Genomic DNA, 25684 nt, shown 5'->3' with positions numbered 1-25684 from the left:
TCGATTTTATGTTGCGTTGGATAATTTTTCTTATCATTTATGCCGCTTTGGGCTTCTACACTCTACAAGCGTTGAAGACAGCTACCAAATATCCATGGGCACAGTATATTTTTATTCTATTGGCGGTCTTGGTGGCAGGGAATTTCATCTATCAGTTCACAATAGGGGAGGAGCCCGGTCGCGTGCTTAGTCGCCCGAAAAGTTATGCCTTCGGATTTTTACTGGCTGTAATGGCCTTTCAACTCATTACCATTCTGTTTCTTTTTTCGGAGGATATTTTCAGATTGCTATCGGGAGCTTATCATAGAATTTCAGGAAATACCAAGGAGTTCAGCCTACCGCAGCGTAGACGTTTTTTAAGCCTCTTAGGGTTAAGTATCGCAGCCTTGCCTTTTGGCGCGCTTTTATATGGAATGTACAAGGGCAAATACAACTTCAAAGTATTGCGCTATACCATGGAATACGAGGATCTGCCCGACGCTTTCGACGGCTACCAGATTACCCAGATTTCGGATGTGCACAGCGGTAGTTTCGATAATCGGAAGAAAATAGAATATGCTATCGACTTGATCAATGAGCAGCAAAGCGATGTGCTCTTGTTCACGGGTGACATGGTTAACAATAAGACGGAAGAAATGCGGCCATGGAAGGAGCTATTCTCAAAGTTAGAAGCAAAAGACGGTAAATTCTCGGTACTCGGGAATCACGACTATGGGGATTATATAGAATGGGATAGCCCCGAAGCCAAAAGTGCCAATTTACAAGCTTTGAAGGACCTTCAAAAGGAAATGGGTTTTGACTTGTTGCTGAACGAGAGCAGGTTTCTTCAAAAAGGGAATGATCGGATCGCCTTGATCGGTGTGGAGAATTGGGGCAAAGGCGGATTTAAAAAAGCGGGAGATCTCCAGAAAGCGAAAACAGCCGTTTCCAAAGAGGATTTTAAGATTTTAATGAGCCATGACCCCAGCCATTGGAAAGAGGAGGTCATTCCCGATTCCTATAATTTTCACCTCACGCTTAGTGGTCACACCCACGGCATGCAATTCGGAATCGAGATTCCGGGCTGGATCAAATGGAGCCCGGTAAAATGGCGTTATGAGCAATGGGCGGGCATCTATGAAGATATGGGCCAATTCATTAATGTAAACCGTGGATTCGGCTTTTTGGGATACCCCGGCAGATTTGGTATCTGGCCGGAGATTACGGTAATCACACTCAAGAAAAAGTCATTAACATGACTTTAACGCCGTGAAAACATCAAAAAACTCCCGCAAATAATACAATTTAACATTTTTTACTACTTTTGAGGGAATAATCCAAGGATATAATTATGTCAAAATTTGGTGAACTTATAGATGCCAAGGTTCCGGTACTGTTGGATTTTTATGCAGAATGGAACGATCAGTCTACGGCAATGCATCCTGTGATGCGGGACGTTGCCGCTGCCTTGGGCGATAAGGGTAAAATCATTAAGATAGATGTGGACAAGAACAAAGAACTTTCCCAAGCCTTACGGGTAAAGGGTTTGCCTACTTTAATGATTTATAAAAAGGGTGAAATGGTATGGCGGCAAAGTGGCGAACAAGATGCCAATACGCTTATCGGAATCCTTAACGAGTACGTTTAGAAATTTGTCTTAGCTTGTCTGTCGCTTAGTAGTTTAGATATAAAGGCACTAAATAAAGGAAAGTATAGTAATATATAATGGCTGAATTTTATTCAGCCATTTTTTATGCTCCAAAGGGTTTATAATCCCGACGTTTTGCCTCATTATTGCTCTTAAATTAAAATCGAACTTTCACCGAAATTGATTAGTTCCCGCCGGTTTCCGGTGCCAACGAATCAATAATCTCATCGTCAGAAACTTTAGTGGCATCAGGTTGAATGGTATCTGCAGGAGGTTTTGGCCCATCCATATCGGGATCTTGGGGCGGAATGCTGATTTCCCCATCTTCGGCCTCGTTTTGGTAAAAATGGCTGAACTTATCTATGTATTCATTGAAAATCAAGGTTTCCTTTTCCGCCAATTGCCTATCGCTATTGTTGATAAGTACATCTATATTCCTGCGATACGCTTCCATATCCGAAATAATGGCATCGATATTCTGGTACTGTTCGTCTTTAGACATACCGGCATAGTAGCTTAAGCGTTCCTGGTACAACTTTTTCATTTTGCCGAAGAGTTCCTTTGCCTTACCCGCTTCACCTACTTTGTAATAGCCATCTATAAAAGGAACTACCATGGTATAGAAACCGAATTTGTCAACGGGCATTTTTTCCAAGGTCAAGTCGATGATCTCTTTCGCCTTTTCTATTTTTTCCTCCTCGATTAATTTTTCCATCAAACGGGCCAGATTACTTCGGTACGATAACCCTTGAATTCGTGTTTGGGTGTCGTGATAAATCTTATCGCTGCCCATGTTGCGCCATTGCCAATTTTTCACAATGTCGTACATCAGGTCGGTATCGATTCGACCCATATCAAAACCATTGTCCCGCTCCGTACGAATGGGCACCAATTTATAGGCCATGCCATCTAATTGCAGATAGTCTTTCATCCAAATAAATTCCGCATCGTCAAAACTTCCACCGGAGAAATAAATGGGCCGCTTCCATTCATTTTGGGCAATAATATCCAACATCATCATGCTCTTCTTGGTAATAGCACCCGGCAAATCGATGTCGATGTAATCGACGATCAGCGCGGAGTCTTTTTCCTTGACCAGACCACTTGACAACGCATTTTCCTTATTCACCGGAATCCTGATTTTGTTCGTCGGATAGTAGACCGTATTTAAAAAGCTTTCCGAGTAGGCATCAATATCGATGTTCTCCTGCTGGGAGAAAATGTACTTGATTTTGGTGGTGGGTTTGTCGCTGTCTACCCAGTTGATAAAGTCTTTGATGCTCCAACGGCTTTTGGATATCTCCTTATTAAAAAGCGGGTCTACGTTTTGATTGTAGAGCACATCCCGTGAACCCCACCGGTATTTCTTATGTGAAATGATCGACGGTATTGGATCACTCGTATAGGCTTTCTGCTTCATTTGGTCTATATACCAATCCGTTTCGAACAGGCTGGTACAAACGATACGAACATCGGTACGGTAGCCCTCGATTTCTTGAGCATACCATAGTGGGAAGGTATCGTTGTCTCCGATGGTAAAAAGAATGGCACCGGCATCTTTTTGCGTCGAATCCAAATAGGCCTTGGCCGAAGAATTCGCCGTATACCGGTTCGATCGGTCATGGTCATCCCAATTCTGATACGCCATGACCGACGGTACTGCTAGAAGGCAGACAATGGTTACGGCAGGCGCCAATATCTTGGGAGCGATCATAGTCTTAAAGCCGTCATATAACCCATAAACTCCAAGGCCGATCCATAACGCGAAAACGTAAAAAGATCCTACTAGCGAATAGTCCCGTTCGCGGGGTTGAAAGATGTAGGGGTTGGTATAAAATTGTATTGCGATTCCTGTAAACATAAAAAATACGAACAACGCCCAGAACTGCTTCGGGTTTTTAGACACCTGAAAAATCAGTCCGATCAAGCCAAGAATGAAGGGGAGGAAAAAATACGTATTTCGACCTTTGTTCTCTAAAACTTCCGTTGGTAGATTTTCTTGGCTGCCCAATCGCATACTATCGATAAAAGGGATGCCGCTCAGCCAATTTCCTTCGCCATTATAACGACCCTGCACGTCGTTTTGCCTGCCGGTAAAATTCCACATGAAATAGCGCGTGTACATATACCCGAACTGAAAATCGAACATATACTTTATGTTCTGCCAGAGGCTTGGTGGTTCAACTTCAATGTATTCGTCTACACTGTTCAGGAAGTCGATGTATTGTTTTGCGCCGATCTCACCATTGTCGAAGCCATTTTTATAAAGTGCGACCTGCTCGTTTAGCCTTTCGTTGGAGATTTTCGTCTTAAAGTCGAGACGGCCATAATATTTCATATAGTTTTCGGCATGCTGTCCGCTCCACATCCGCGGCAGTAGGCCCACGTGTTCAGGGTCATCGCCCTGCACTGCATTTTTATAATAGTTGACGATAACGTACTTACCGGTATTCTCGTCTTTTTCATATTTGGGGGCTTCGTCTTCATCATCGCCCGGGGTTCCAAAAATACTGGAGTAGTATGCCCCGTAAACAGGACTGTCTACCCCTGGATATTGTTCTCGGTTGTAATAGGCCAATAGGGCTCTGGCATCTTCAGGATTGTTCTCGTTGATGACTACTTTGGCGTTGGCCCGTATGGGTAACATGAGCCAAGAAGAAAAGCCTAGCATCAAGAACATTAAGCAGAGCGTAATGGTATTGGCAACCCTGTAGTTGTTCTTTCTAGTAAAATTAAGCGCAAAATAAAAAACCGCGATGATGATCAGGCCCATGATTATGGTGCCGGAATTGAATGGAAGACCTATACTGTTTACAAAGAATACCTCACTCCAACCAAAAAGCTGCAGTACGAAAGTGAGCGAGAATTTGTAGACCAACATAAGAATGGCCACCGATACGATATTTGCTATCAAAAACGAACCGGCATTCCCGTTTTTGTATTTTTTAAAGTAGAAAAGTAGACCTATGGTCGGTATCGCCAAGAAGCCCATGAATTGAATCCCAAAGGTGAGCCCGACAACAAAGGAAATCAAGACCACCCAGCGATTGCCGCGAGGGTCGTCCAGGTTGTCCGTCCATTTTAGACCGAGCCACAGCAATAGTGCCATGATAAAACTCGCCATGGAATAGACCTCGGTTTCAACGGCATTGAACCAAAAACTATCGGAAAAGGTGAAGGCCAAGGAGCCGACAAGTGCACTACCGAATACGGCGATGGTTTTACTTTCGGTCAAAGGTTCGGAGCGGCCGATCAGTTTGCGAACCAGATTGGTAATGGTCCAAAACATAAAGAGAATCGTAAAGGCACTCGATACACTGGAGACATAGTTGACCATATAGGCCACTTTACTTGGCTCTATCGCAAACATGGCAAAAAAGGCGCCGATCATCTGCAACAGCGGAGCTCCTGGGGGGTGACCGACCTGCAATTTGGCGGAAGTGGCGATGTATTCGCCAGCATCCCAAAAACTATTGGTCGGTTCTACGGTAAGGGTATAAACGATAAGCGCTATAAAAAAGACGGACCACCCAAGGATGGTGTCCCATTTCTCGAAGTTCTTTGCAAACATGAAGGATCTATTAAATCAATATAATTCCTCGATAAATTGCCTCTGGTCTACCTGCTTACATGCTAGGTTTTCCATTTTAAATTCCCTTTCGGGAAGGGCAAATACAAAATTTCGTTAACCGATCATTACTACGAGTCAATCCGTCCTAAATATTCCCATGATTCCTTTCAGCAACAGTCTGTTTGACGAAATTTTTTATCCTTGGGGGCGAATTTACGAATTCAAAATAGATATGACTACCATTTTTTATAAACCTTTAACAGGGGAGTTTCCGCCCTGTAATTCGCATATAGAAAGCGGTAAAGCATTTATTTAGATGAATGTGCTTGTTTTTCCATACGACTGATTTGCATACAGCGCTATCTCGCTGTTCCCAAAGGGAGGGGTGTGACCGAAACAAGCATCAAGCGTTTTTTGGATTATTGTGTACGAAAATGTTTGTGCGAACCAAACTTTGTTTTAAATTTGCACGCTCGAATGCTGAACTTGTTTTCGTTCATTTTGTTTCAACATTCCAGCAGTTGGTATTGGCCCATGGTGTAATTGGCAACACTCCGGTTTTTGGTACCGTCATTCAAGGTTCGAGTCCTTGTGGGCCAACAATTAGAAATTAGTCCCGATGTCTTTTGATGTCGGGATTTTTGTTTTCAATCTGGAGGGCTACGAGAAGCCTGCCTGGACGGAAGACAGGTTCATCCTGAGCGCAGTCGAAGGTAGTCCTTGTGGGCCAACAATTAGAAATTAGTCCCGATGTCTTTCGATATCGGGATTTTTGTTTTGTATTAAGTGGAAGATGAGTCCCCGAAGGAAGCGTTGGGAAATCCTGAGCATCTCTAACTCGTTCCATACACATTTTGTAGAAGAACATCTTTGTGCAGCGAATGGTGACAATATTCCCGATTTCTTTTGATGTTGGAATTTTTATTTTCGATGTGGTAGGGTTTGCTTCTTTCTGAGAAGTGATGCTGGCCCGCCTGTGGAAGCGCATTTAAAGCTTCAAAATAAAATGAATTTGGGATAGGTAGGGCTCTAAAGCCATGCCACATCTTAATTTTTAATCAGCTTAAAGGATTGCAACGTATCGCCGATTTCCAAGCGTACGATATAAATACCATCGGCTAATATTTCGGTGTTTAGGGTGATGGCGCTATTTTGCACCTCACAAAGTTCTGAAATCAGCTGCACCCCGGAAATTGTAAAAACCAAGACCTCGATTTGAGCCCCCTCTTCCATTCCAGAAAGACTAAGATTGATGAGGTCGTCGAACGGGTTCAGGTATACTATTTCAACATCTGCTGCTGCCACTACCCCTTCCTCGTTTAAGGTAAAGGTTTGCTCAAAAGTACCTTGACAATCCGTGTCGGTCGTGACGCGTACCGTCGTAACGTTTTCCGTAAGGTCAATGGTCAGCTCGTCTGCTGCGGTTCTTGTGATGCTTCCATTGACTGCTATAGTATACGAAGCAGCTCCAGACATGTTCAGTGTTAAGGTTTTGGTAACAGCGTTAAGTTCAGTTACCACCTGTAAGGCTTCTGGGGCCGCTATGGTAAGCTCATAGTTCGCTTTATAGTTCGGACGATCAATGGCCTCAATATCGATAGTGTAGGCGTCCGGGAACAGGTCTGTAATTTCCAAGCTGTCGGTGAAAGTATAGGTCGAAACGCCGCTTTCGGCGGATAAGGTAAGTTCATATTCCGCGGTCTGGTTCGCCCTTGCGGTAATCGCACCATTATTTGTATCAGGGCAATCGCTATCGACGGCCGAAATGGTAAAACTATCATCGCTGAGTACAATGGGTCGATCTTCTTCGTACCATAGCGCGACATTATTGGCCCCTATCGCACCGGCATTCGAAAAGTTACCGCCCACATACAATCGCCAAAAATCGGTATCGAAGGCCAGATCGTTCACCTGTGTTGTTACACCGACCTCGGTTTCGGCACCTAGCGCTTCCCAGCCGATACCGCTACTCCATCTGGCGATGTTGTGCAAGATTTTTTCCGTTTCAATATTATCGGAGGCCGTTTCGAAGCTTCCACCAACATATAAATAGGTGCCATCGTAATCCAAGGCATTCACATTCCCGCTTACACCATCGCCCAGGCTTTGCCATTCCGAATCTTGTAGCGACCATCGTGCTATCCTATTTACGGTCTGGTCCCCGGCCAAGGAAAAATTGCCTCCGGCATAAACATACGCTTCCGTGACCAAGATGGCCTGTACGAATCCGCTGGTCCCGGTCCCGAGACTACTCCATCGATTTCCATCCCAAACGGCGATTCTAGAGGCAGAATTTCCTCCGACATTATCGAAATTTCCACCAATGTACACCCTGTTTTCATTTCCGACGGCAATGGCCCTTATTTCGTTGTTCGCCCCCTGAACTCCGTTCGTTTCATCCGTTAGCGACGACCACTGCCCATCGGTCCATTGTGCAATGTTTCGCACTGGAACGCCCCCCGCGTTTTGAAAGTTTCCTCCAACGAATAAATTGTTGTCGGCGTCTAGCTGTAGCGCTTGTACGGGTCCATCCGTACCCTCACCCAAGGCAGACCAATTCTGACCGTCCCATACGGCAACATTATTGGCGGGAACGCCATTTACGTTGGTAAACGATCCTCCTATGTACACTGAGCCGTCAGCCATTGTAACGATGGCATCAACAGTTCCGTCTGTTCCGGTTCCTAGGTTGTTCCAGCCTGATTCAGAGGCATAAACCGCGATATTATTGGCAATTACATCACCTGCCATCTCAAACTCCCCGCCAACATATACGATATTTGATTGGGAGGTCGCCACAGCGTTGACCACCCCTTGTACGCCGTTTTCCAGATTATCCCAGAAACCAACGCCTTCCGCTGTTTCTTGAACAGGCTCGCTGGTACCTCCAGAAATCCTGTAGAGGTTTTTGCCGATGCCGTAATCACTGAAATACAGCTCTCCACTTGCATCAAGGCCAAAACTGGAAATGAACTGACCGCTAGTTCTAAAAAGCAAGGTAGTGGCGGCTGTACCGGAGCTCGAGTCGTAATCCAAAGACCAAACCCTGCCCGAAACGTAGTCCCCGAAAATGTATTTTTCATCGAGTAGTGGGTCAGTACTGCTGCCCCGGTAAACATATCCTCCGGTTACGGATACGTCGCCCCCGTTATGGTCGTAATAAAATATAGGGTCAATATCGCCATCGGTAGCTAAGGTGGTTCCGGAATCGGATAGCGAATTCGCCTCGAACCGGTCCCAACCATAATTCCCTCCCCGGGAAATTAAATTGATTTCTTCAAAACTACCTTGTCCGACGTCTGCTCCCCAAAGGTTTCCGGTAGCATTATCAAAGGAGAATTTCCAAGTATTCCGCAATCCCCAGGCGTATAGTTCATCCAATCCATCCAAACCAACTCTTGGATTGTCCGAGGGAATCTCATAGTTGCCATTCGGTAAATCGGGATTCGATTCCAGAGGGTTGTTGCCATCTACATCCACATCGATACGTAAAATACTCCCAAAAACATTCTGAAGGTTTTGCGCATTGTCGTTCGGGTCGCCAGCACCACCGCCGTCTCCCACCGATATGTATAGATAGCCATCCGGGCCGAATGCGATTTTGCCACCATTGTGGTTGGAATCCAACTGATTTTTGTCAAAACTGAAAATTTCCATCCTCGAGTTCGGGTCGGCAAGGTCCGGTTCGTCACTGACCGTAAAACGGGCGAGCACCATTTCAGTGTTCACGCCAGACAATGAGCTTGCTCGAGTGTAATACACGTAGAAATACCCGTTCTGGGCATAATCGGGATGAAAGGCCAATCCCAATAGGCCGATTTCTTGGCCCGCACTGTAACTGATTTCATCTGAAATATCTAGAAAAGTACGTTGTTCGGTCGAAGCAACGGCATCGTTGTTCGGAAATACCTGTATGCGTCCCGATTGCTCGACCACGAACAAACGGTCGCTGCCATCGCCCGCGTGCTGCAGCTCGACCGCAAAATCAAAATCGAGATTGGGGAAGGCTACTTCAAAGGTTACCTGAGCACCTATTATTTGAGCGAATAATAGAAATAGTAGGGAGAACGGTAGCTGTTTACTGTAATCTAGTAGGTATCGATTCACCGAAATTGCTTTTTATTCAATACGTAGTATTAGGTAGCTTGGACGCCAACAAACTAAAAATTAACGTAGTGTTGTTCGTCGTTATGCAAATTTCCCTTGAAAAGAAGGAAATATCAAAAATAGCGCTTCATCGGGTAAAAAATCCGACGTAATCCTTTTGCACGCTCGAAAAGTAAGGTAATCTGAGGAATAGGGAGGAGTGTGAAATCCAGCAATATCAGGAATTGCTACAGTAATTCTCATGGAAAGAAGGACGACCGGAATATCGTCAAAATGATAATGCGATTTCCCTTAGCGCTTTATCATGTCCGAATCGAGCTCGCGCTGGGGTATTGATTCCCGTTGTAGCCAATTACCAAATAAGGAGTGAATATACTATACCATCTTGTGCGAAAATACAGGCCGTGTGTTTACAGGTCCTTTTTTTTGTCGATTTGGTCCGTCTCAGGGCCATCGCCTTGCTCATTGTCTTTGGGTTCTTCCGGCAAATCGATTTCGTCCTCGGTTGTTTGCTCCTCGGTCGACTCCGTTGTTTCGGCATCCTCGGACCTTTCGCGCAATACATCCTCAGCCTTATTTCGTGCCGCGACTTCATCGTCCAATTCATCGAGTATGGTTCCCATTTTTCGCTTATCGCGAATCATGGCAAAGGTCATGATCAAGCTAGTGGCGATAATCACGAATAACAGTACGCCGGATTCGAACGATTCTATTTGGGCACTTTCGGGAATACCGTAGAATAAGAGTACGGTAATCAATCCCCTAGGGGCGATAAAGAGTTGCGGTAAGAAATCCTTACCGATAAAAACCCTTAACAATACAAAGCGAATCGCATAAATCGATGCGATGATCAAGACGCTGATCAGGGCGACGTTAAGACTGAACAACGAAGCGATAACGATGGTGATACCAAAAATGACGAAAAAGAAGGTGCGCACCACAAAGGCGGTCTCCAACGTAATGATATGCAGTTCGTGGTACATCTGGTGAATGCGCTCTTTGTCAAGAAAGATGGCCGTTTTCCCAGGAAAAAAGAGTTTTATGTTCTTGATGATCAAACCGAAAATCAAGATGATGATCAGGGGCGAAAGGTGCATTTTCTTTCCTATGGCATACAATAAGAGCAGAATGGCGATCAGCAAAAAAAGTTTAGCAGAGCTCTTTATTTTCTGGAACACAAGTATGATGGCATAACCGGCCACAACCGCGATTACCATGGTAAGTACAATATTTCCGGCAAAACCGACCACACCTCCATCTTGGGCCGGGTCGAAATCCGCCGCGAGGAAGTAGAACATCATAATACCCATGATATCGGAAAAGGTACTTTCGTAAATATGGAATTCCTTTTTGTCTTCTTGTAGGCCGCCGACACTCGGAATGATGATCGCGCTGGATAAAATCGATAAGGGGGTGGCATAAAGCCATGCCGATTGCATGGTCATCTCGGGAATAAATTGATAAATGATGAGTGCTGCAACCCAAGCAGAACCTATAAGACCGATAAGTGCTATGGCCACTGCTTTAATGATCGGGACCAGTTTTTCCCGTTTTAGTTCCAGTTCCAGGGCGGCTTCCAAGACGATCATGATCAAACCTACCGTGCCAAGTATTTCTAAAGACCCTGAAAAATCTGGAATGGGACCCACAAATTGCCTCCACGCATATTGTACGATAATACCCAATACAATGAGCATCAATACCGAAGGAATGCTCGTTTTCTTGGCAAGTCCGTTAAACCAAAACGAAAGAATCACGATTACCGCCGCGGCAATAATCAAATCAAAAGACGAAAGTGCACCCATAAGAAGTAAGTTGGTTGATTTAGTTGCCGAGTTTGTCGCGGTGTCAGAAAAGAGCCGCAATTGCTTCGTTAAAATAAAAGTACAACATCTTGTTGGAAAACGAATTTTTGGTCATTATATTTTCGGAACGCATAAAAAATAAAAGTGTTTTACCTTTTGTATTCCAGCTTTTGAATATGATGTAAAAAATTAAAAAAAAGTGTATATTTGCACCGCTGAAAGGATATAGGAGTATTCATGAGGGGACCATTAAGTCCTCTTTTTTATTTGCGGGATTTTCCTTTCCCAGATGTACTAGGCGACCTAAAAAGATGCATTCTCTTACGTTTTAGGATGCTATTTTGCGCCGATAGTTCGAGCGTTTTAGGCCGTTCGGTTATACGAGGAATAAGAAGCTGAATCTCGATACTAACGATTGAATTCTTCGGGAAACCTGACGAATATGATGTTTAAAGATAAGGTTACGGAATTTCTGAATGAAGGGCTTGCGGAAGATGAAAACCTCTTCCTTATCGACTTTTCGATTACCGCGGATAATAAGATTACGGTCGTTATAGACGGCGATAATGGGGTTACCGTTCAAGATTGTATAAAAATCAGTAGGGCCATCGAGCACAATCTAGATCGGGAAGAAGTTGATTTCGCCTTAGAGGTGGCGTCGGCAGGGGCAGCAGCCCCAATGGTATTACCCAGACAGTATAAGAAGAATTTAGGGCGAAAGATGGCAGTTCGCACCGAGGAAGATAATTATGAAGGTAATCTTACTTCGGTTTCAGAGGAAGGTATTACGTTGGAATGGAAAGCACGTGAGCCCAAGCCCATTGGTAAAGGCAAGGTGACCGTTCAGAAAATAAAGAAAATCGGTTTTGCCGATATCAAGGAAGCAAAAGTCATGTTGAAATTTTAATAGAAGCAAAATGGAAAATATTGCGTTGATCGAATCTTTTTCGGAATTTAAAGACGATAAATTTATAGATAGGGTAACGCTAATGGCCATCTTGGAAGAGGTGTTCAGGAGCGCGTTAAAAAAGAAATTCGGATCGGATGATAATTTCGATATTATCATCAACCCGGACAAGGGTGATTTGGAAATATGGCGTAATCGAATCGTTGTAGAAGATGGAGAGGTAGAAGAGCCAAACGAGGAAATTGCTTTGAGTGAAGCGCGAAAGATAGAACCTGATTTCGAGGTTGGCGAAGATGTTTCCGAAGAGGTGAAATTGATCAATTTGGGAAGAAGGGCGATTTTGGCCTTGCGTCAAAATCTAATTTCCAAAATTCACGAACACGACAATACGACCATTTACAAGCATTTTAAAGAGCTTGAAGGTGAGATTTATACGGCTGAAGTGCATCACATTCGCCACAAGGCCATTATTTTGTTGGATGATGAGGGAAATGAGATCATTCTTCCCAAAGACCGCCAGATTCCATCTGATTTTTTCAGAAAAGGGGATAACGTACGGGGAATCATTGAAAGTGTCGAGTTAAAGGGAAGCAAACCTTCCATCATCATGTCGAGAAGCTCGCCCAAGTTTTTGGAGCAACTGTTTTTTCAGGAGATTCCGGAGGTTTTCGATGGTTTGATTTCCATCAAAAAAGCGGTGCGTATTCCTGGGGAAAAAGCAAAAGTGGCCGTAGACTCCTATGATGATCGTATAGATCCGGTCGGTGCCTGTGTGGGTATGAAAGGTTCCCGTATTCACGGTATCGTAAGGGAGTTGGGTAATGAGAACATAGATGTAATCAACTGGACGGCGAATCCGCAACTAATGGTGACCAGGGCCTTGAGTCCTGCCCGTGTATCATCGGTCAAGTTGAACGATGAGAAAATGACCGCACAGGTATACCTGAAACCTGAAGAGGTTTCGAAGGCAATCGGTCGTGGCGGTCATAACATAAGGTTGGCGGGACAACTAACCGGCTATGAGATTGATGTGTTCCGCGAAGGAGTAGAGGAGGATGTGGAATTGACCGAATTCTCCGATGAAATCGATTCGTGGATTATCGAGGAATTCAAGAAAATCGGTATGGATACCGCAAGAAGTATTTTAGAACAAGACGTTGATGAGTTGGTAAAACGTACCGATTTGGAAGAGGAAACCATTACCGAAGTTGTACGCATACTAAAAGAAGAATTGGAAGATTAGCTATCTTAGCGACGAAATTATAGAATTATAGGGAATACAGTATATGGCAGAAAATGCAAGAATTAGGCTTAACAAGGTTCTTCGCGAACTAAATATCTCTTTGGACAGGGCGGTAGATTATCTTGCTTCAGAGGGCCACACCATTGAGGCCAGGCCCACTACCAAGATATCCGATGAGGTATATCAAGTGCTCCAAAGCGAGTTCCAGACCGATATGAGCAAGAAGGTTGCTTCAAAGGAAGTCGGCGAGGAAAAACGCAAGGAAAAAGAAGCGCTTAGAATTCAGCTGGAGCAAGAACAGGAAGATAGACGATTGGCGCGCGAACGCCGAGCCGCAGCTTCTGAAGTGATCAAGGCAAAAGCTGAGCTTTCCGGCCCGAAGACCGTCGGTAAGATAGACTTGGACGCCGGTAAGAAAGCAAGTGCTGCCAAAAAAGAAGCCGCCGTTCCAGCAGAGGAAACAAAGGCTGTGAACAAGCCCACCGAAAAAGCTGTAGAAGAAACGGCTGAAAAAGAAGCCTCAAAGAAAGCCGAAACGACGGCAAAAACTACCAAAGCAGCGCCTGAAAAGGCCGTCGAGGCAGAGGAAAGCTCGGAACCTGAAAAGTTGACCACGCAGTACAAGAAGCTGTCAGGTCCTACTATTGCTGGTGCCAAGATCGACTTGAGCAAATTCCAGAAGCCCAAGAAGAAGAAAGAAGAGGCCAAATCGGGCGATAATACCGACCGGAAAAAAAGAAGAAGAAGAATCGTTACCAAAACAGGTAATACCGGCACTGGTGGACGAGGGTCAGGAGGTCAACGCGGAAGAGCTGGAGGACAACGATACGGAGCCCCTAAAGTGGAGCCTACCGAGGAAGACGTACAAAAACAGGTACGTGAGACCCTAGAGAAACTTCAAGGGAAATCCAAAAAAGGGAAAGGCGCCAAATACCGAAGAGATAAAAGAGATCAGCACCGTATGCAATCGGAAGCGGATCTGGAATTACAGGAAATTGAAAACAAAACGCTCAAGGTTACGGAGTTCGTGACGGCGAGTGAGGTTGCGACCATGATGGATGTGTCTACCACCGAGATTATTTCGGCCTGTATGTCCTTAGGACTCATGGTTACCATGAACCAGCGTTTAGATGCCGAGACCCTGTCCATCGTAGCCGATGAATTCGGTTATGAAGTGGAGTTTGTTACAGCGGAACTGGAGGAAGCCATTGAGGAAGTCGAGGACAAGCCCGAGGATTTGAAACCTAGAGCACCGATCGTAACGGTTATGGGGCACGTTGATCATGGAAAGACATCGTTCTTGGATTATGTGCGTGACGCCAATGTGATCGCAGGCGAAAGTGGTGGTATTACCCAGCATATCGGAGCCTATGGGGTTACCTTGGAAGACGGACAAAAAATCACCTTTTTAGACACTCCCGGTCACGAAGCTTTTACGGCGATGCGGGCAAGGGGTGCACAGGTAACCGATATTGCGGTAATCGTAATCGCGGCGGATGATGACATCATGCCACAGACCAAAGAGGCGATCGCACACGCGCAAGCGGCAGGGGTCCCCATGGTTTTTGCAATCAATAAAATCGATAGGCCTACCGCGAATCCGGACAAGATAAAGGAAGGTCTTGCCAATATGAATCTTTTGGTAGAGGACTGGGGCGGAAAAATACAATCGCACGATATCTCCGCAAAGACTGGAGATGGAGTCAAGGAACTATTGGAAAAAGTCTTGCTCGAAGCAGAATTATTAGAGCTGAAGGCAAACCCGGACAAATTGGCCGTGGGTACCGTAGTAGAGGCTTTCTTGGATAAGGGAAGAGGCTATGTCTCCACTATTTTGGTGCAAGCTGGAACTCTTAAAATCGGGGATTATGTCTTGGCAGGTACCAATAGCGGTAAGATTAAGGCCATGCAAAACGAACGGGGCAAAGAGATTGAAAAAGCTGGTCCTGCAACGCCGATTTCGATTCTAGGGTTGGATGGCGCGCCTCAGGCAGGTGATCGGTTCAATGTCATGGAAGACGAGCGTGATGCGAAGCAGATCGCCACCAAAAGATCTCAATTGCAACGTGAGCAGTCTGTTCGTACACAACGGCATATTACACTTGATGAAATTGGTCGTCGAATCGCCTTGGGCGACTTTAAAGAGCTTAACATCATCCTTAAGGGTGATGTGGATGGGTCCGTAGAGGCCTTAACCGATTCGTTCCAGAAATTATCGACCGCCGAAATACAGGTGAACATTATTCACAAGGGCGTTGGAGCGATTACGGAATCCGATGTGCTATTGGCTTCTGCCTCCGATGCGATCATTATCGGCTTTAATGTAAGACCGATGGGGAATGCTAGGGATATGGCCGATAAGGAAGAAATCGATATCCGCATGTATTCCATCATATATGATGCGATAAATGACCTGAAGGATGCGATGGAAGGAATGCTTTCCCCTGAAATCAAGGAAGAGATTACCGGAAACGCCGAGATTCGTGAAACCTTCAAAATTTCCAAGGTGGGCACCATCGCGGGTTGTATGGTGACCAACGGAAAAATTATCCGAAACGCCGGTATGCGATTGATACGCGACGGAGTGGTGGTCTACACAGGAGAATTGGCATCATTGAAACGATTTAAGGATGATGTGAAAGAGGTGGCCAAAGGGTATGACTGTGGCTTACAGATCAAAAACTACAATGACATTCATATCGGCGACATCGTTGAGAGTTTCCAAGAAGTGGCTGTTAAGAAGAAACTGAAATAAGGTCTTTTTTTCGGAGCATTTGAACATAAAAAAACCTCACAGGTCTTTAAGAGCTGTGAGGTTTATTATTTTAGGGCCGAAAATCGCCATATTTTAAGGGCGATATACCTATTTGCTAGGTTTTAAAAGCATCGCCTGTGGGTACTTCTTACGTACTTCATTGAACTTTCGTTCAGCTTCGATTTTGGTTTTAAAACGCCCCACTCTTACCCTATACGTCGGGGAATCGAAATCAATTTTCGAGTACAATCCAGGGAAGTCTACATCGACCTCCGATTTAATACGTTGGGCTCTTGCATAAGTGCCAAAACCTACTTGAATTCGATAATATCCCGAGTTTTCAATTGCTGATTTATATACCTCCAACAACTCGGTAATTCTTTCGTCTTGTTCAATATTTACTTTTCCCTTCTGAGCATGGGTAAAACTGAGGGTAAGTACTGTAAACGTAATGTATGCGAGTGCTTTCATGTCGTGCGGTGACTTGGATTAATGTGTACTTTACAAAAGTAATTTTTTAAAGTCTAAACAGAATAAAATACCTCTTATTTAGAACTATTATAAATTAGAAATTATCAATCCGTTAAGATTTTCAAAATAAAGTCTATGTCGTATTTTTGCGTTCGATTTAGGAACGTTAATTAAGCGGGTTTATTCCCCATAAACATTAAAAACCGTACCAAAATCGTGTTAGAAATATTTAAATATGAAGAAGGTTTTTAATCGCCATCGACTACCTAAGGTTTTAACAGTTAGCCTGTTAGTTTTTCTACTCTTTTCTATTTCACTTAATGCTCAGGAACCAACCCCTACGGAAGAGGCCGTTGCTCCTGCTCAGGAAGCTGCCGCCGGATCGGATGCGGATCCTGTTAAGGGAAAGTCGCTTTTCAATCAAAACTGTGCTGCTTGTCATGCCCTGAATCGTAAAATGACCGGACCTGCACTTGCGAATGTAGAGACGCGATTGGCCGAGGAAGAAGGTTTGGACAAGGAGTGGTTGTACCGTTGGATCAAGAACAGCCCTGGTATGATTAAGTCCGGTGACGCATATGCCGTTAAAATTTACAACGAATACAACCAAGCGGCCATGACCGCTTTCCCGACGCTTTCGAACGAGGATATCGATAATATTTTGGCATATACTGCTGCGCCTACTCCACCGCCGCCGCCTCCTCCGCCAGGCGGTGAAGTGGATGTTGCTGTTGGTGCAACGTCAGGAATCTCCAACGAAATCATTCTAGGGGCCTTGGTGTTGGTGTTCGGTATGCTGGTCTTCATGTTGTTCGCCGTAAACAAAACCCTTCGAAGAATCGCCGAGGCGAACGGAGTGGTCGTTGAACAGGAGGCCACGGTCAAAAGAAAACCGATTTGGAAAGCCTTTGTGCAAAACCAATTCTTGGTCTTGGTTACCGTAATTTTCCTCTTGCTCGGTAGTGCGTATTTCGCGTACGGTTGGATGATGCAAGTGGGTGTGGATCAAGGGTACGCTCCGATTCAACCCATTCATTATTCGCATAAGATACATGCAGGTGTCAATAAAATCGAATGTAAATATTGTCATTCCTCCGCAAGGGTATCGAAGCATTCAGGTATTCCTTCCTTGAACGTTTGTATGAACTGCCATAAGAGTATCTATGAATACAAAGGTACTGCCGATGGGCCGAGTCAGGAAGATTTGGCGAACGGTTACACCAATGAGTTCTACACCAAAGAGATCAAAAAATTGTACAAGGCCGTTGGCTGGGACGAGGAGAATCAAAAATACACCGGAGAAAGCGAGCCAGTGGAATGGGTTCGCATTCACAACCTCCCTGATTTCGCCTACTTCAACCACTCGCAGCACGTATCGGTCGCCGGTATCGAGTGTCAGACCTGTCACGGTCCTGTAGAAGAGATGGAAATCATGTACCAGTATTCGCCACTGACCATGGGTTGGTGTATCAATTGCCACCGAGAGACGAATGTGAAGGTCGAAGGCAATGCGTATTACGAAAAAATACACGCAGAGCTTTCGAAGAAATATGGAGTGGAAAACCTTACTGCCGCACAAATGGGTGGTCTGGAATGCGGAAAGTGTCACTATTAATCAGAACGATCAGCTAAATACAGAGATAAACGTATGGCATCAAACAAAAAATACTGGAAGAACGAAGCGGAGTTAAATCCCAACGATTCCATTGTTGAGGCGCTAAGACAGAACGAATTTACAGAGCAGATACCCGTTGATGAGTTTTTGGGCGACAAGGAAACCCTTTCTTCCACTCAGACGAACCGTAGGGATTTTTTGAAGTATGTTGGTTTCAGTACCGCGGCAGCTACTTTGGCTGCTTGTGAAGGTCCTGTAATCAAGTCCATTCCTTACGTGGTGCAGCCTGATATGATCGTTCCCGGGGTTGCGAATTTTTATGCGACTACTATTGCCAACGGCTTCGATTTTGCCAATATCCTGATCAAGACCCGAGAAGGTCGACCGATCAAAGTAGAGAATAACACCGACGCAACTATTAGTGGTGGGGCAAATGCCAGAGTGCAAGCTTCGGTACTTGGTTTGTACGATAGTACGCGATTGCAAGGACCTATGAAAGGGGGCGAGAGTGTTGACTGGAACGAGATCGACGTAGCGGCGAAACTGGCAATGCAAAGTGGCAAGCAAGTAGCATTTTTAACGCAGACTTACGCTAGCCCATCAACGTCAAGATTGGTTTCTGAACTTGCCGCCACGAATGGTAACGTAAAACACGTGACCTATGATGCGATTTCGGAAGATGCCGCACTAACGGCTTTCGAAGCGCGCTATGGCGAACGGGCCTTGGCCGATTACGATTTTGAAAAAGCCGATATCATTGTTTCGTTCGGTGCGGACTTCCTTTCCGACTGGCAGGGTGGTGGTTTTGATAGCAGTTATTCAAAAGGGCGTATCCCCAAGAACGGGAAAATGTCCAAACACATACAATTCGAGGCGAATATGACGCTTACCGGTGCGAACGCCGATAAGCGCATTCCGTTAACACCTTCGATGCAGATGATCGCCTTGGCCAATTTGTACGCCAAATTGAATGGGACTTCTGCCGGTGGCGAACTTCCTGAAAATGTTGGACGGGCTTTGGATGCCGCCGTAGCGGAAATAAGAAAAAATAGAAACGGTGCCGTTGTGGTATCCGGAATCGACGATGTAAACGCTCAGGCGGTCGTTCTCGCCATAAACGAAATGTTGGGTAGTAACGCTTTCGATGCGAAAGCACCCCGCTACGTACGTCAAGGAAATAGCAAGGCGGTAAATACTTTGATCGCCGATATGAAGGCCGGAAGGGTAGGTGCGCTGATAATGGATGGTGTGAATCCGGTATACAGCCTGCCAAACTCGGCGGATTTTGTAGAAGGACTCAAGAGTGTAGACTTGTCCGTACTGTTTTCTACCAACTATAACGAAACGGCGGAAGTCGTACAATATACGGCTGCAGCCAATCACTATTTGGAATCTTGGGGCGATGTGCAGATAAAAAAGGGTCATTACAGTCTAGTGCAACCCACCATTCGGGAGTTGTTCGATACCAGACAATTTCAGTCTGTCCTGTTGACTTGGATGGGTAGCGATAAAACCTATTACGATTACATCAAAGAAACCTGGAGCTCTTTCATTTTAAACGGTAGCGACTGGAATAAAGCTTTGCACGATGGGGTATATACTGCATCAAATGGGATGATGATGGATGTGGATGCCTTGGAGGCCGACCCCGTTGTAATCGCAGCACAGGAAGAAGATAAGGAGGAGTCGGAAACTACCGTTGAAAGCGAATCTACAAACGTTTCTACTATTTCCATAGCCACTGCGGTACGCGAATTGGCGAATGCCAATATAGAGGGCATGGAATTGACCTTGTATTCCAAAGTAGGAATGGGCGATGGCCGTCAGGCGAACAACCCTTGGTTGCAGGAGTTTCCCGATCCGATTACGCGGGTGTCTTGGGACAATTACATCACTGTTTCCAAAGCCGATGCGGAAAAAATGGGGCTTGAAAATGAAAATGTCGCCAATGGCGGTCTAGATGGTAGTTACGCCAACGTGACCGTGAACGGGGTTACGGTAAACAATGTACCGGTCATTATTCAGCCTGGGCAGGCAGTAGGTTCGGTCGGTTTGTCTTTTGGATATGGCAAGAAGGCCGGTATGAAATCAGAAATGCAGACTGGTGTCAACGCCTATCCCTTATATCAGGATTTTAAAAGTATTCAATCGGTCACGGTTGAAAAAGCCGCAGGAAACCATGAGTTTGCCTGTATTCAATTGCATAAAACCTTGATGGGTAGGGGTGATGTCATCAAGGAAACGACCTTGGAGATTTTCAACACGAAAAACCATTCGGAATGGAATGAGGTACCCGTGGTTTCTTTAGATCACCAGGAAGTACCGGCAACGAGCGTAGACCTTTGGGATAGTTTCGATCGTTCGATAGGGCATCACTTTAATATGTCCATCGATTTGAATGCTTGTACCGGATGTGGAGCTTGTGTAATCGCCTGTCATGCCGAGAACAATGTTCCCGTAGTCGGAAAGCAGGAAGTGAGAAGTTCAAGGGATATGCACTGGTTGCGTATCGATAGGTACTATTCTTCGGAAGACACCTTCGAGCAAGATGATATCAAGAAGGACGAATTTGATGGCTTATCCGGGGATAAAGGTTCCCTAGGTGGTTTCGGAGAATTGGAAGATCCGGCGGCAAACCCGCAAGTGGCCTTCCAGCCTGTCATGTGCCAGCACTGTAATCATGCGCCATGTGAAACGGTTTGTCCTGTTGCGGCCACATCGCATAGCCGTCAAGGTCAAAACCACATGGCCTACAACAGATGTGTAGGTACACGATATTGTGCCAATAACTGCCCGTATAAGGTACGTCGTTTCAACTGGTTCTTGTACAACAACAACGATGAGTTCGATTACCATATGAACAATGATTTGGGGAAAATGGTTGTCAATCCCGATGTAAACGTACGTTCGCGTGGGGTTATCGAAAAATGTTCGATGTGTATCCAAAAAACGCAAAAGACGATTTTGGATGCGAAAAGAGACGGTCGTGTCATCAAAGATGGCGAGTTCCAAACAGCTTGTTCATCGGCTTGTTCCAACGGAGCGATTGTCTTTGGCGATGTCAACGATAAAGAAAGTAAGATTGCCGAATTGGCGGAAAGCGATCGTATGTACCATCTCTTGGAGAGTGTGGGTACGAAACCGAATGTTTTCTATCATGTTAAGGTAAGGAATACCGACGAAGCTTAAACCAATAATTAGAAAGTAACTATAATAGAAGTCTATGGCGTCGCATTACGAAGCACCTATTAGAAGACCCTTAGTAACTGGGGACAAAGGCTACCACGATGTAACCGTGGATATTGCCGCTCCTGTCGAGGGCAAGGCGAATAAGCATTGGTGGATTGTTTTTTCCATTGCGCTTATCGCATTTCTTTGGGGAGTAGGGTGTATTATCTACACGATATCCACAGGTATCGGTACTTGGGGTCTGAACAAAACCGTAAACTGGGCTTGGGATATTACCAATTTTGTTTGGTGGGTAGGTATCGGTCATGCCGGTACGCTTATTTCGGCGGTACTGCTCTTATTCCGTCAGAAGTGGAGAATGGCGATCAACCGTTCCGCGGAAGCGATGACCATCTTTTCGGTAATACAGGCAGGTCTGTTTCCGATCATACACATGGGTCGTCCTTGGTTGGCCTATTGGGTACTTCCTATTCCGAATCAATTCGGTTCACTGTGGGTTAACTTTAACTCGCCTTTGCTTTGGGATGTATTTGCGATTTCGACCTATCTCTCCGTTTCATTGGTTTTCTGGTGGACTGGTTTGTTACCCGATTTCGCCATGTTGCGGGACCGTGCGATCTTGCCTTTTCAAAAGAAAATATACAGTCTGTTAAGTTTCGGTTGGAGTGGTCGTGCAAAAGACTGGCAACGATTCGAGGAAGTATCCTTGGTCTTGGCAGGTTTGGCAACACCGCTGGTACTTTCGGTACACACCATTGTATCCTTCGATTTTGCCACCTCGGTAATTCCTGGATGGCATACAACGATATTCCCACCATATTTTGTTGCTGGAGCGATTTTTTCGGGTTTTGCGATGGTAAACACGCTTTTGATCATTATGCGGAAAGTGTGCAACCTCGAAAATTATATTACCGTACAGCATATTGAACTGATGAACATCGTAATCATGTTAACGGGTTCTATTGTGGGTTGTGCGTATATTACCGAGTTGTTTATGGCTTGGTATTCTGGAGTGGAATATGAACAATATGCCTTCTTGAATAGGGCTACCGGGCCTTATTGGTGGGCGTACTGGTCTATGATGACTTGTAATGTGTTCTCGCCGCAGTTCATGTGGTTCAAGAAATTGCGTACGAGCATTATGTTCTCTTTCTTTATCTCGATTATAGTTAATATCGGTATGTGGTTCGAGCGTTTCGTGATTATTGTTACCTCTTTGCATAGGGATTACCTCCCTTCTTCTTGGACGATGTTCTCTCCCACTTTCGTGGATATTGGAATCTTTATCGGTACCATCGGATTCTTTTTCGTGTTGTTCCTATTATATGCGAGAACCTTCCCGGTTATTGCGCAAGCGGAAGTAAAATCGATTTTAAAGTCTTCCGGTGAAAAATATAAAAAACTCCGTGATGCGGGCAAGCCGTTGTATCAAATCCCGCAAAGCAGGACACCTATAATCCCGAAGGATGAATTGGTTACGCAGGATGTATTAATGGGAGAAGTTGTTCCGGCAAAAGGCGATAAACAAGGAGTGAACGAACTCTTAAGTACGATCGGCACCTTTGATGCCACTAAGGAAACGGCCGACGATTTGAAGAAAGTAAAAGGTATCGGGCCGAAAATGGAAAAGACCTTGAATGAAATCGGTATTTTCACTTTTGCACAAGTGGCACGAATGACACAGAAAGAATATGATTTGCTGGACACGATAACGGAAGCATTCCCAGGTCGCGCCGAACGTGACGATTGGGCGGGACAGGCGTTGATTTTAAGCAATAAAAAACAACGATAGGCTTTTAAAGGCTCCATTGTCTTGTTGCTGAAACTGATAAGAAATAGTAATTAATCGCTTGAATCTGCTACAGGCAGACAGGCTTGAATTTTAAAATATGGCATCTAAAGTTTTACATGCTTATTACAACGACGATGATGTGTTGATGCTTGCCGTGAAAAAGGTCAAGGCAGCAAAGCATCATATCGAAGAGGTTTATTGTCCTTTTCCCGTGCACGGGTTGGACAAGGCGATGGGCCTTGCACCCACACGTATAGCGATTACTTCTTTCATTTATGGCTGTATTGGCTTGGGAGTCGCTGTTTTGATGATGAACTTTATCATGATAGAAGATTGGCCTCAGGATATCGGTGGTAAGCCCAGTTTCAGCTATATAGAGAATATGCCTGCCTTTGTTCCCATTATGTTCGAGCTTACGGTATTCTTTGCGGCGCACTTAATGGTGATTACTTTCTACATGAGAAGTAGACTATGGCCGTTCAAGAAGGCCGAGAATCCCGACGTAAGAACCACGGACGACCATTTTATTATGGAAATAGAAATTCACGATAACGAGAACGAATTGAAAGATTTATTGGCCGATACCGGTACAGTTGAAATCAATATAGTAGAAAAAAACCTTCATTAAATATGAACAGTTTTATAAAAATAGGATTGGTAGTAAGCTTAGTGGCCTTTATGGCGAGCTGTGCCGACAATAGTAGGCCTAATTATCAGTATATGCCGAACATGTACGAGCCAGTGGGCTATGAGACCTATCAGGAAGTTAACTTTTTGCCAAGCGGTCAAGAAGCAATGTTACCACCGGAACATACGATAACCCGCGGTTGGATGCCCTACGAATTTGAGAATACTCCCGAAGGTAAGGAGCTGGCGAGGGCAAAGGCAAGTCCGTTAGATTCACTACAGAACGAGGAGAATCTAGCTGTTGGTGGCCAGTTGTATACGATTTACTGTGCTATTTGTCATGGCGATAAGGGCGATGGACAAGGTTGGTTGGTGAAGCAGGAAAAGATATTGGGCATTCCGAGCTATGATGATGCGGCGAGAAACATCACCGTAGGTACTGCATATCACGTACAGCAGTATGGTCTGAACGCCATGGGGGCATATGCTTCCCAGATGAACAACCATGAAATGTGGCAGGTTTCCGAATACGTAATGAAACTGAAAGAAGAGTTATCAAAATAATACATAGAATAATATGTACACGATTTCAAGTAAAATAAAATTAGGTTCCATTATTTTGATGGTTGTTGGCGCCCTAGGCATTGGTTGGGGTTTCCTCGCCGCACCTAGTACCGAGGCGGAAGCCATGGAGATGGTGGCTTCCCATGGAGATGGCCACGAAGGTGATCATGAGTCTTCCGTCCCGCATTTAGATGAAGGCGAAGGGGTGGCCCGAGGTCCTATTTTGGAACAGGAGGGAGAGCATACCGAAGGGGGGGAAGATGCAGAGGTTGAGACAGGACACGCTATGTCGCATGAAACACATGTATTGCACCAGTTACAGAACAAACCATGGGCAGCGCTCTATGTAGCGGCTTTCTTTTTCTTTATGATTGCTTTGGGCGTTCTTGCGTTTTATGCGATACAACGAGCTGCGCAAGCAGGATGGTCGCCACTTTTATTTCGAGTGATGGAAGGCATTACGGCTTATATCGTACCCGGGGGTATTATCGTATTCGTAATCTTGGTGCTATCGGTGTTACATATGAACCATTTGTTCGTTTGGATGGACCCGGAAGTAGTGGCCCACGATGAATTGATTCAAGGTAAATCCGGTTATTTGAATGGATGGTTCTTTCTTTTAAGGGCAGTCATCTTTTTAGGGGGATGGATACTCTACAGGGAGTATTCTAGAAAATTATCCTTAAAACAGGATGAAGCAACCGACGATTCCAACTTCAAGATGAATTTTAGGATTTCGGCAGCTTTCTTGGTCTTTTATTTGATCACCGAGTCTATGATGTCTTGGGACTGGATCATGAGCGTAGACCCACATTGGTTTAGTACACTCTTTGGTTGGTATATTTTTGCCAGTATGTTCGTTTCGGGCATTACCGTAATTGCGATGGTAACGGTCTACCTAAAATCAAAAGGCTATTTAGAACTTGTGAACGATAGCCATATTCATGATTTGGCCAAGTTCATGTTCGGTATCAGTATATTCTGGACATACCTTTGGTTCTCGCAGTTCATGCTTATTTGGTACGCCAATATTCCCGAAGAGGTAACGTATTATGTAACCCGTATCGCGGATTATAAATTACCGTTTTTTGGTATGGTCGCCATGAATTTCCTATTTCCTGTATTACTGCTAATGAATAGTGATTACAAACGCATCAATTGGTTTGTGATCATGGCCGGTATCGTAATACTTGCAGGCCACTATATGGATATTTTCAATGCCATCATGCCGGCAACAGTAGGTGATCAATGGTATATCGGTATTCCTGAAATCGGGGCTATATTGTTCTTTGCGGGACTATTCATATTCTGGATTTTCAGGGCATTGGCAAGTCAACCGTTACAACCCAAACGGAATCCGTTTATTGAAGAAAGTAAACATTTCCATTACTAAGATTTAACGTATAATAGT

Annotated in this window: 15 protein-coding genes and 1 tRNA gene; 12 read left to right on the top strand and 4 right to left on the bottom strand. The window is 44.9% G+C overall.

The annotated features are described in order from the left end of the window. Positions 1–8: 8 nt before the first annotated feature. Together FGM00_RS14400 and FGM00_RS14395 are read left to right on the top strand one after the other, a co-directional pair. Positions 9–1238 carry a metallophosphoesterase gene (locus tag FGM00_RS14400; protein WP_138853581.1) on the top strand — a complete coding sequence of 410 codons (1230 nt, stop codon included), beginning with the start codon at positions 9–11 and terminating at the stop codon, positions 1236–1238. Positions 1239–1330: 92 nt separating this feature from the next. Then, positions 1331–1627, top strand: a complete 297-nt coding sequence (locus FGM00_RS14395; protein WP_138853580.1) for a thioredoxin family protein — start codon at positions 1331–1333, stop codon at positions 1625–1627. 184 nt (positions 1628–1811) lie between these two features. On the opposite strand, the gene FGM00_RS14390 is transcribed toward FGM00_RS14395, so the two are convergent. Then, positions 1812–5198, bottom strand: a complete 3387-nt coding sequence (locus FGM00_RS14390; RefSeq protein WP_138853579.1) for a glycosyltransferase family 117 protein — start codon at positions 5196–5198, stop codon at positions 1812–1814. A gap of 528 nt (positions 5199–5726) precedes the next feature. Between FGM00_RS14390 and FGM00_RS14385 the strand changes: the two genes are divergently transcribed. Then, positions 5727–5798: transfer RNA gene (locus FGM00_RS14385), tRNA-Gln, on the top strand. Positions 5799–6245: 447 nt separating this feature from the next. Here FGM00_RS14385 and FGM00_RS14380 read toward each other — a convergent pair. Both FGM00_RS14380 and FGM00_RS14375 read right to left on the bottom strand, forming a co-directional pair. Continuing rightward, positions 6246–9305: a PQQ-dependent sugar dehydrogenase gene (locus tag FGM00_RS14380; protein WP_138853578.1), complete on the bottom strand. Its 3060-nt coding sequence runs from the start codon at positions 9303–9305 to the stop codon at positions 6246–6248. Between the two features lie 410 nt (positions 9306–9715). Then, entirely contained in the window at positions 9716–11110 is a 1395-nt protein-coding gene (locus FGM00_RS14375) for a cation:proton antiporter domain-containing protein (RefSeq protein WP_138853577.1), read from the bottom strand. A gap of 445 nt (positions 11111–11555) precedes the next feature. Here FGM00_RS14375 and rimP point away from each other — a divergent pair, with 445 nt between their 5' ends. From rimP to infB, 3 genes are read left to right on the top strand one after another with little or no spacing between them, the layout of a single operon-like run. After that, positions 11556–12017, top strand: a complete 462-nt coding sequence (gene rimP, locus FGM00_RS14370; protein WP_138854720.1) for a ribosome assembly cofactor RimP — start codon at positions 11556–11558, stop codon at positions 12015–12017. Between the two features lie 10 nt (positions 12018–12027). Next, on the top strand, positions 12028–13260 hold the full coding sequence (nusA, locus tag FGM00_RS14365) for a transcription termination factor NusA (protein ID WP_138853576.1): 1233 nt from the start codon (positions 12028–12030) through the stop codon (positions 13258–13260). A gap of 43 nt (positions 13261–13303) precedes the next feature. Further along, positions 13304–16015, top strand: coding sequence for a translation initiation factor IF-2 (gene infB / locus FGM00_RS14360; protein ID WP_138853575.1), 2712 nt, complete (start codon positions 13304–13306; stop codon positions 16013–16015). 108 nt (positions 16016–16123) lie between these two features. Here infB and FGM00_RS14355 read toward each other — a convergent pair whose 3' ends face one another. Further along, positions 16124–16486: an SPOR domain-containing protein gene (locus FGM00_RS14355; RefSeq protein ID WP_138853574.1), complete on the bottom strand. Its 363-nt coding sequence runs from the start codon at positions 16484–16486 to the stop codon at positions 16124–16126. Between the two features lie 235 nt (positions 16487–16721). Here FGM00_RS14355 and FGM00_RS14350 point away from each other — a divergent pair, with 235 nt between their 5' ends. The 6 genes from FGM00_RS14350 to FGM00_RS14325 all read left to right on the top strand — a co-directional run bounded on the left by FGM00_RS14350 (position 16722) and on the right by FGM00_RS14325 (position 25666). Next, a complete protein-coding gene (locus FGM00_RS14350) occupies positions 16722–18101 on the top strand; it encodes a c-type cytochrome (RefSeq protein ID WP_138853573.1) in 1380 nt (459 codons plus the stop codon). A 33-nt stretch (positions 18102–18134) separates the two neighbouring features. Next, positions 18135–21290, top strand: coding sequence for a TAT-variant-translocated molybdopterin oxidoreductase (locus FGM00_RS14345; protein WP_138853572.1), 3156 nt, complete (start codon positions 18135–18137; stop codon positions 21288–21290). Between the two features lie 34 nt (positions 21291–21324). Beyond that, positions 21325–23082: an NrfD/PsrC family molybdoenzyme membrane anchor subunit gene (gene nrfD, locus FGM00_RS14340; protein ID WP_138853571.1), complete on the top strand. Its 1758-nt coding sequence runs from the start codon at positions 21325–21327 to the stop codon at positions 23080–23082. Positions 23083–23179: 97 nt separating this feature from the next. Then, a complete protein-coding gene (locus FGM00_RS14335; RefSeq protein WP_138853570.1) occupies positions 23180–23710 on the top strand; it encodes a DUF3341 domain-containing protein in 531 nt (176 codons plus the stop codon). 2 nt (positions 23711–23712) lie between these two features. Then, positions 23713–24273, top strand: a complete 561-nt coding sequence (locus FGM00_RS14330) for a c-type cytochrome (protein WP_138853569.1) — start codon at positions 23713–23715, stop codon at positions 24271–24273. Between the two features lie 13 nt (positions 24274–24286). Further along, on the top strand, positions 24287–25666 hold the full coding sequence (locus FGM00_RS14325; RefSeq protein ID WP_138853568.1) for a quinol:cytochrome C oxidoreductase: 1380 nt from the start codon (positions 24287–24289) through the stop codon (positions 25664–25666). Positions 25667–25684 lie beyond the last annotated feature (18 nt).

It is taken from the genome of Aggregatimonas sangjinii, from assembly GCF_005943945.1.
GTDB lineage: Bacteria > Bacteroidota > Bacteroidia > Flavobacteriales > Flavobacteriaceae > Pelagihabitans > Pelagihabitans sangjinii.
Note: the sequence above shows the minus strand (reverse complement) of the source record. Positions and strands in the feature narration are given on the sequence as shown.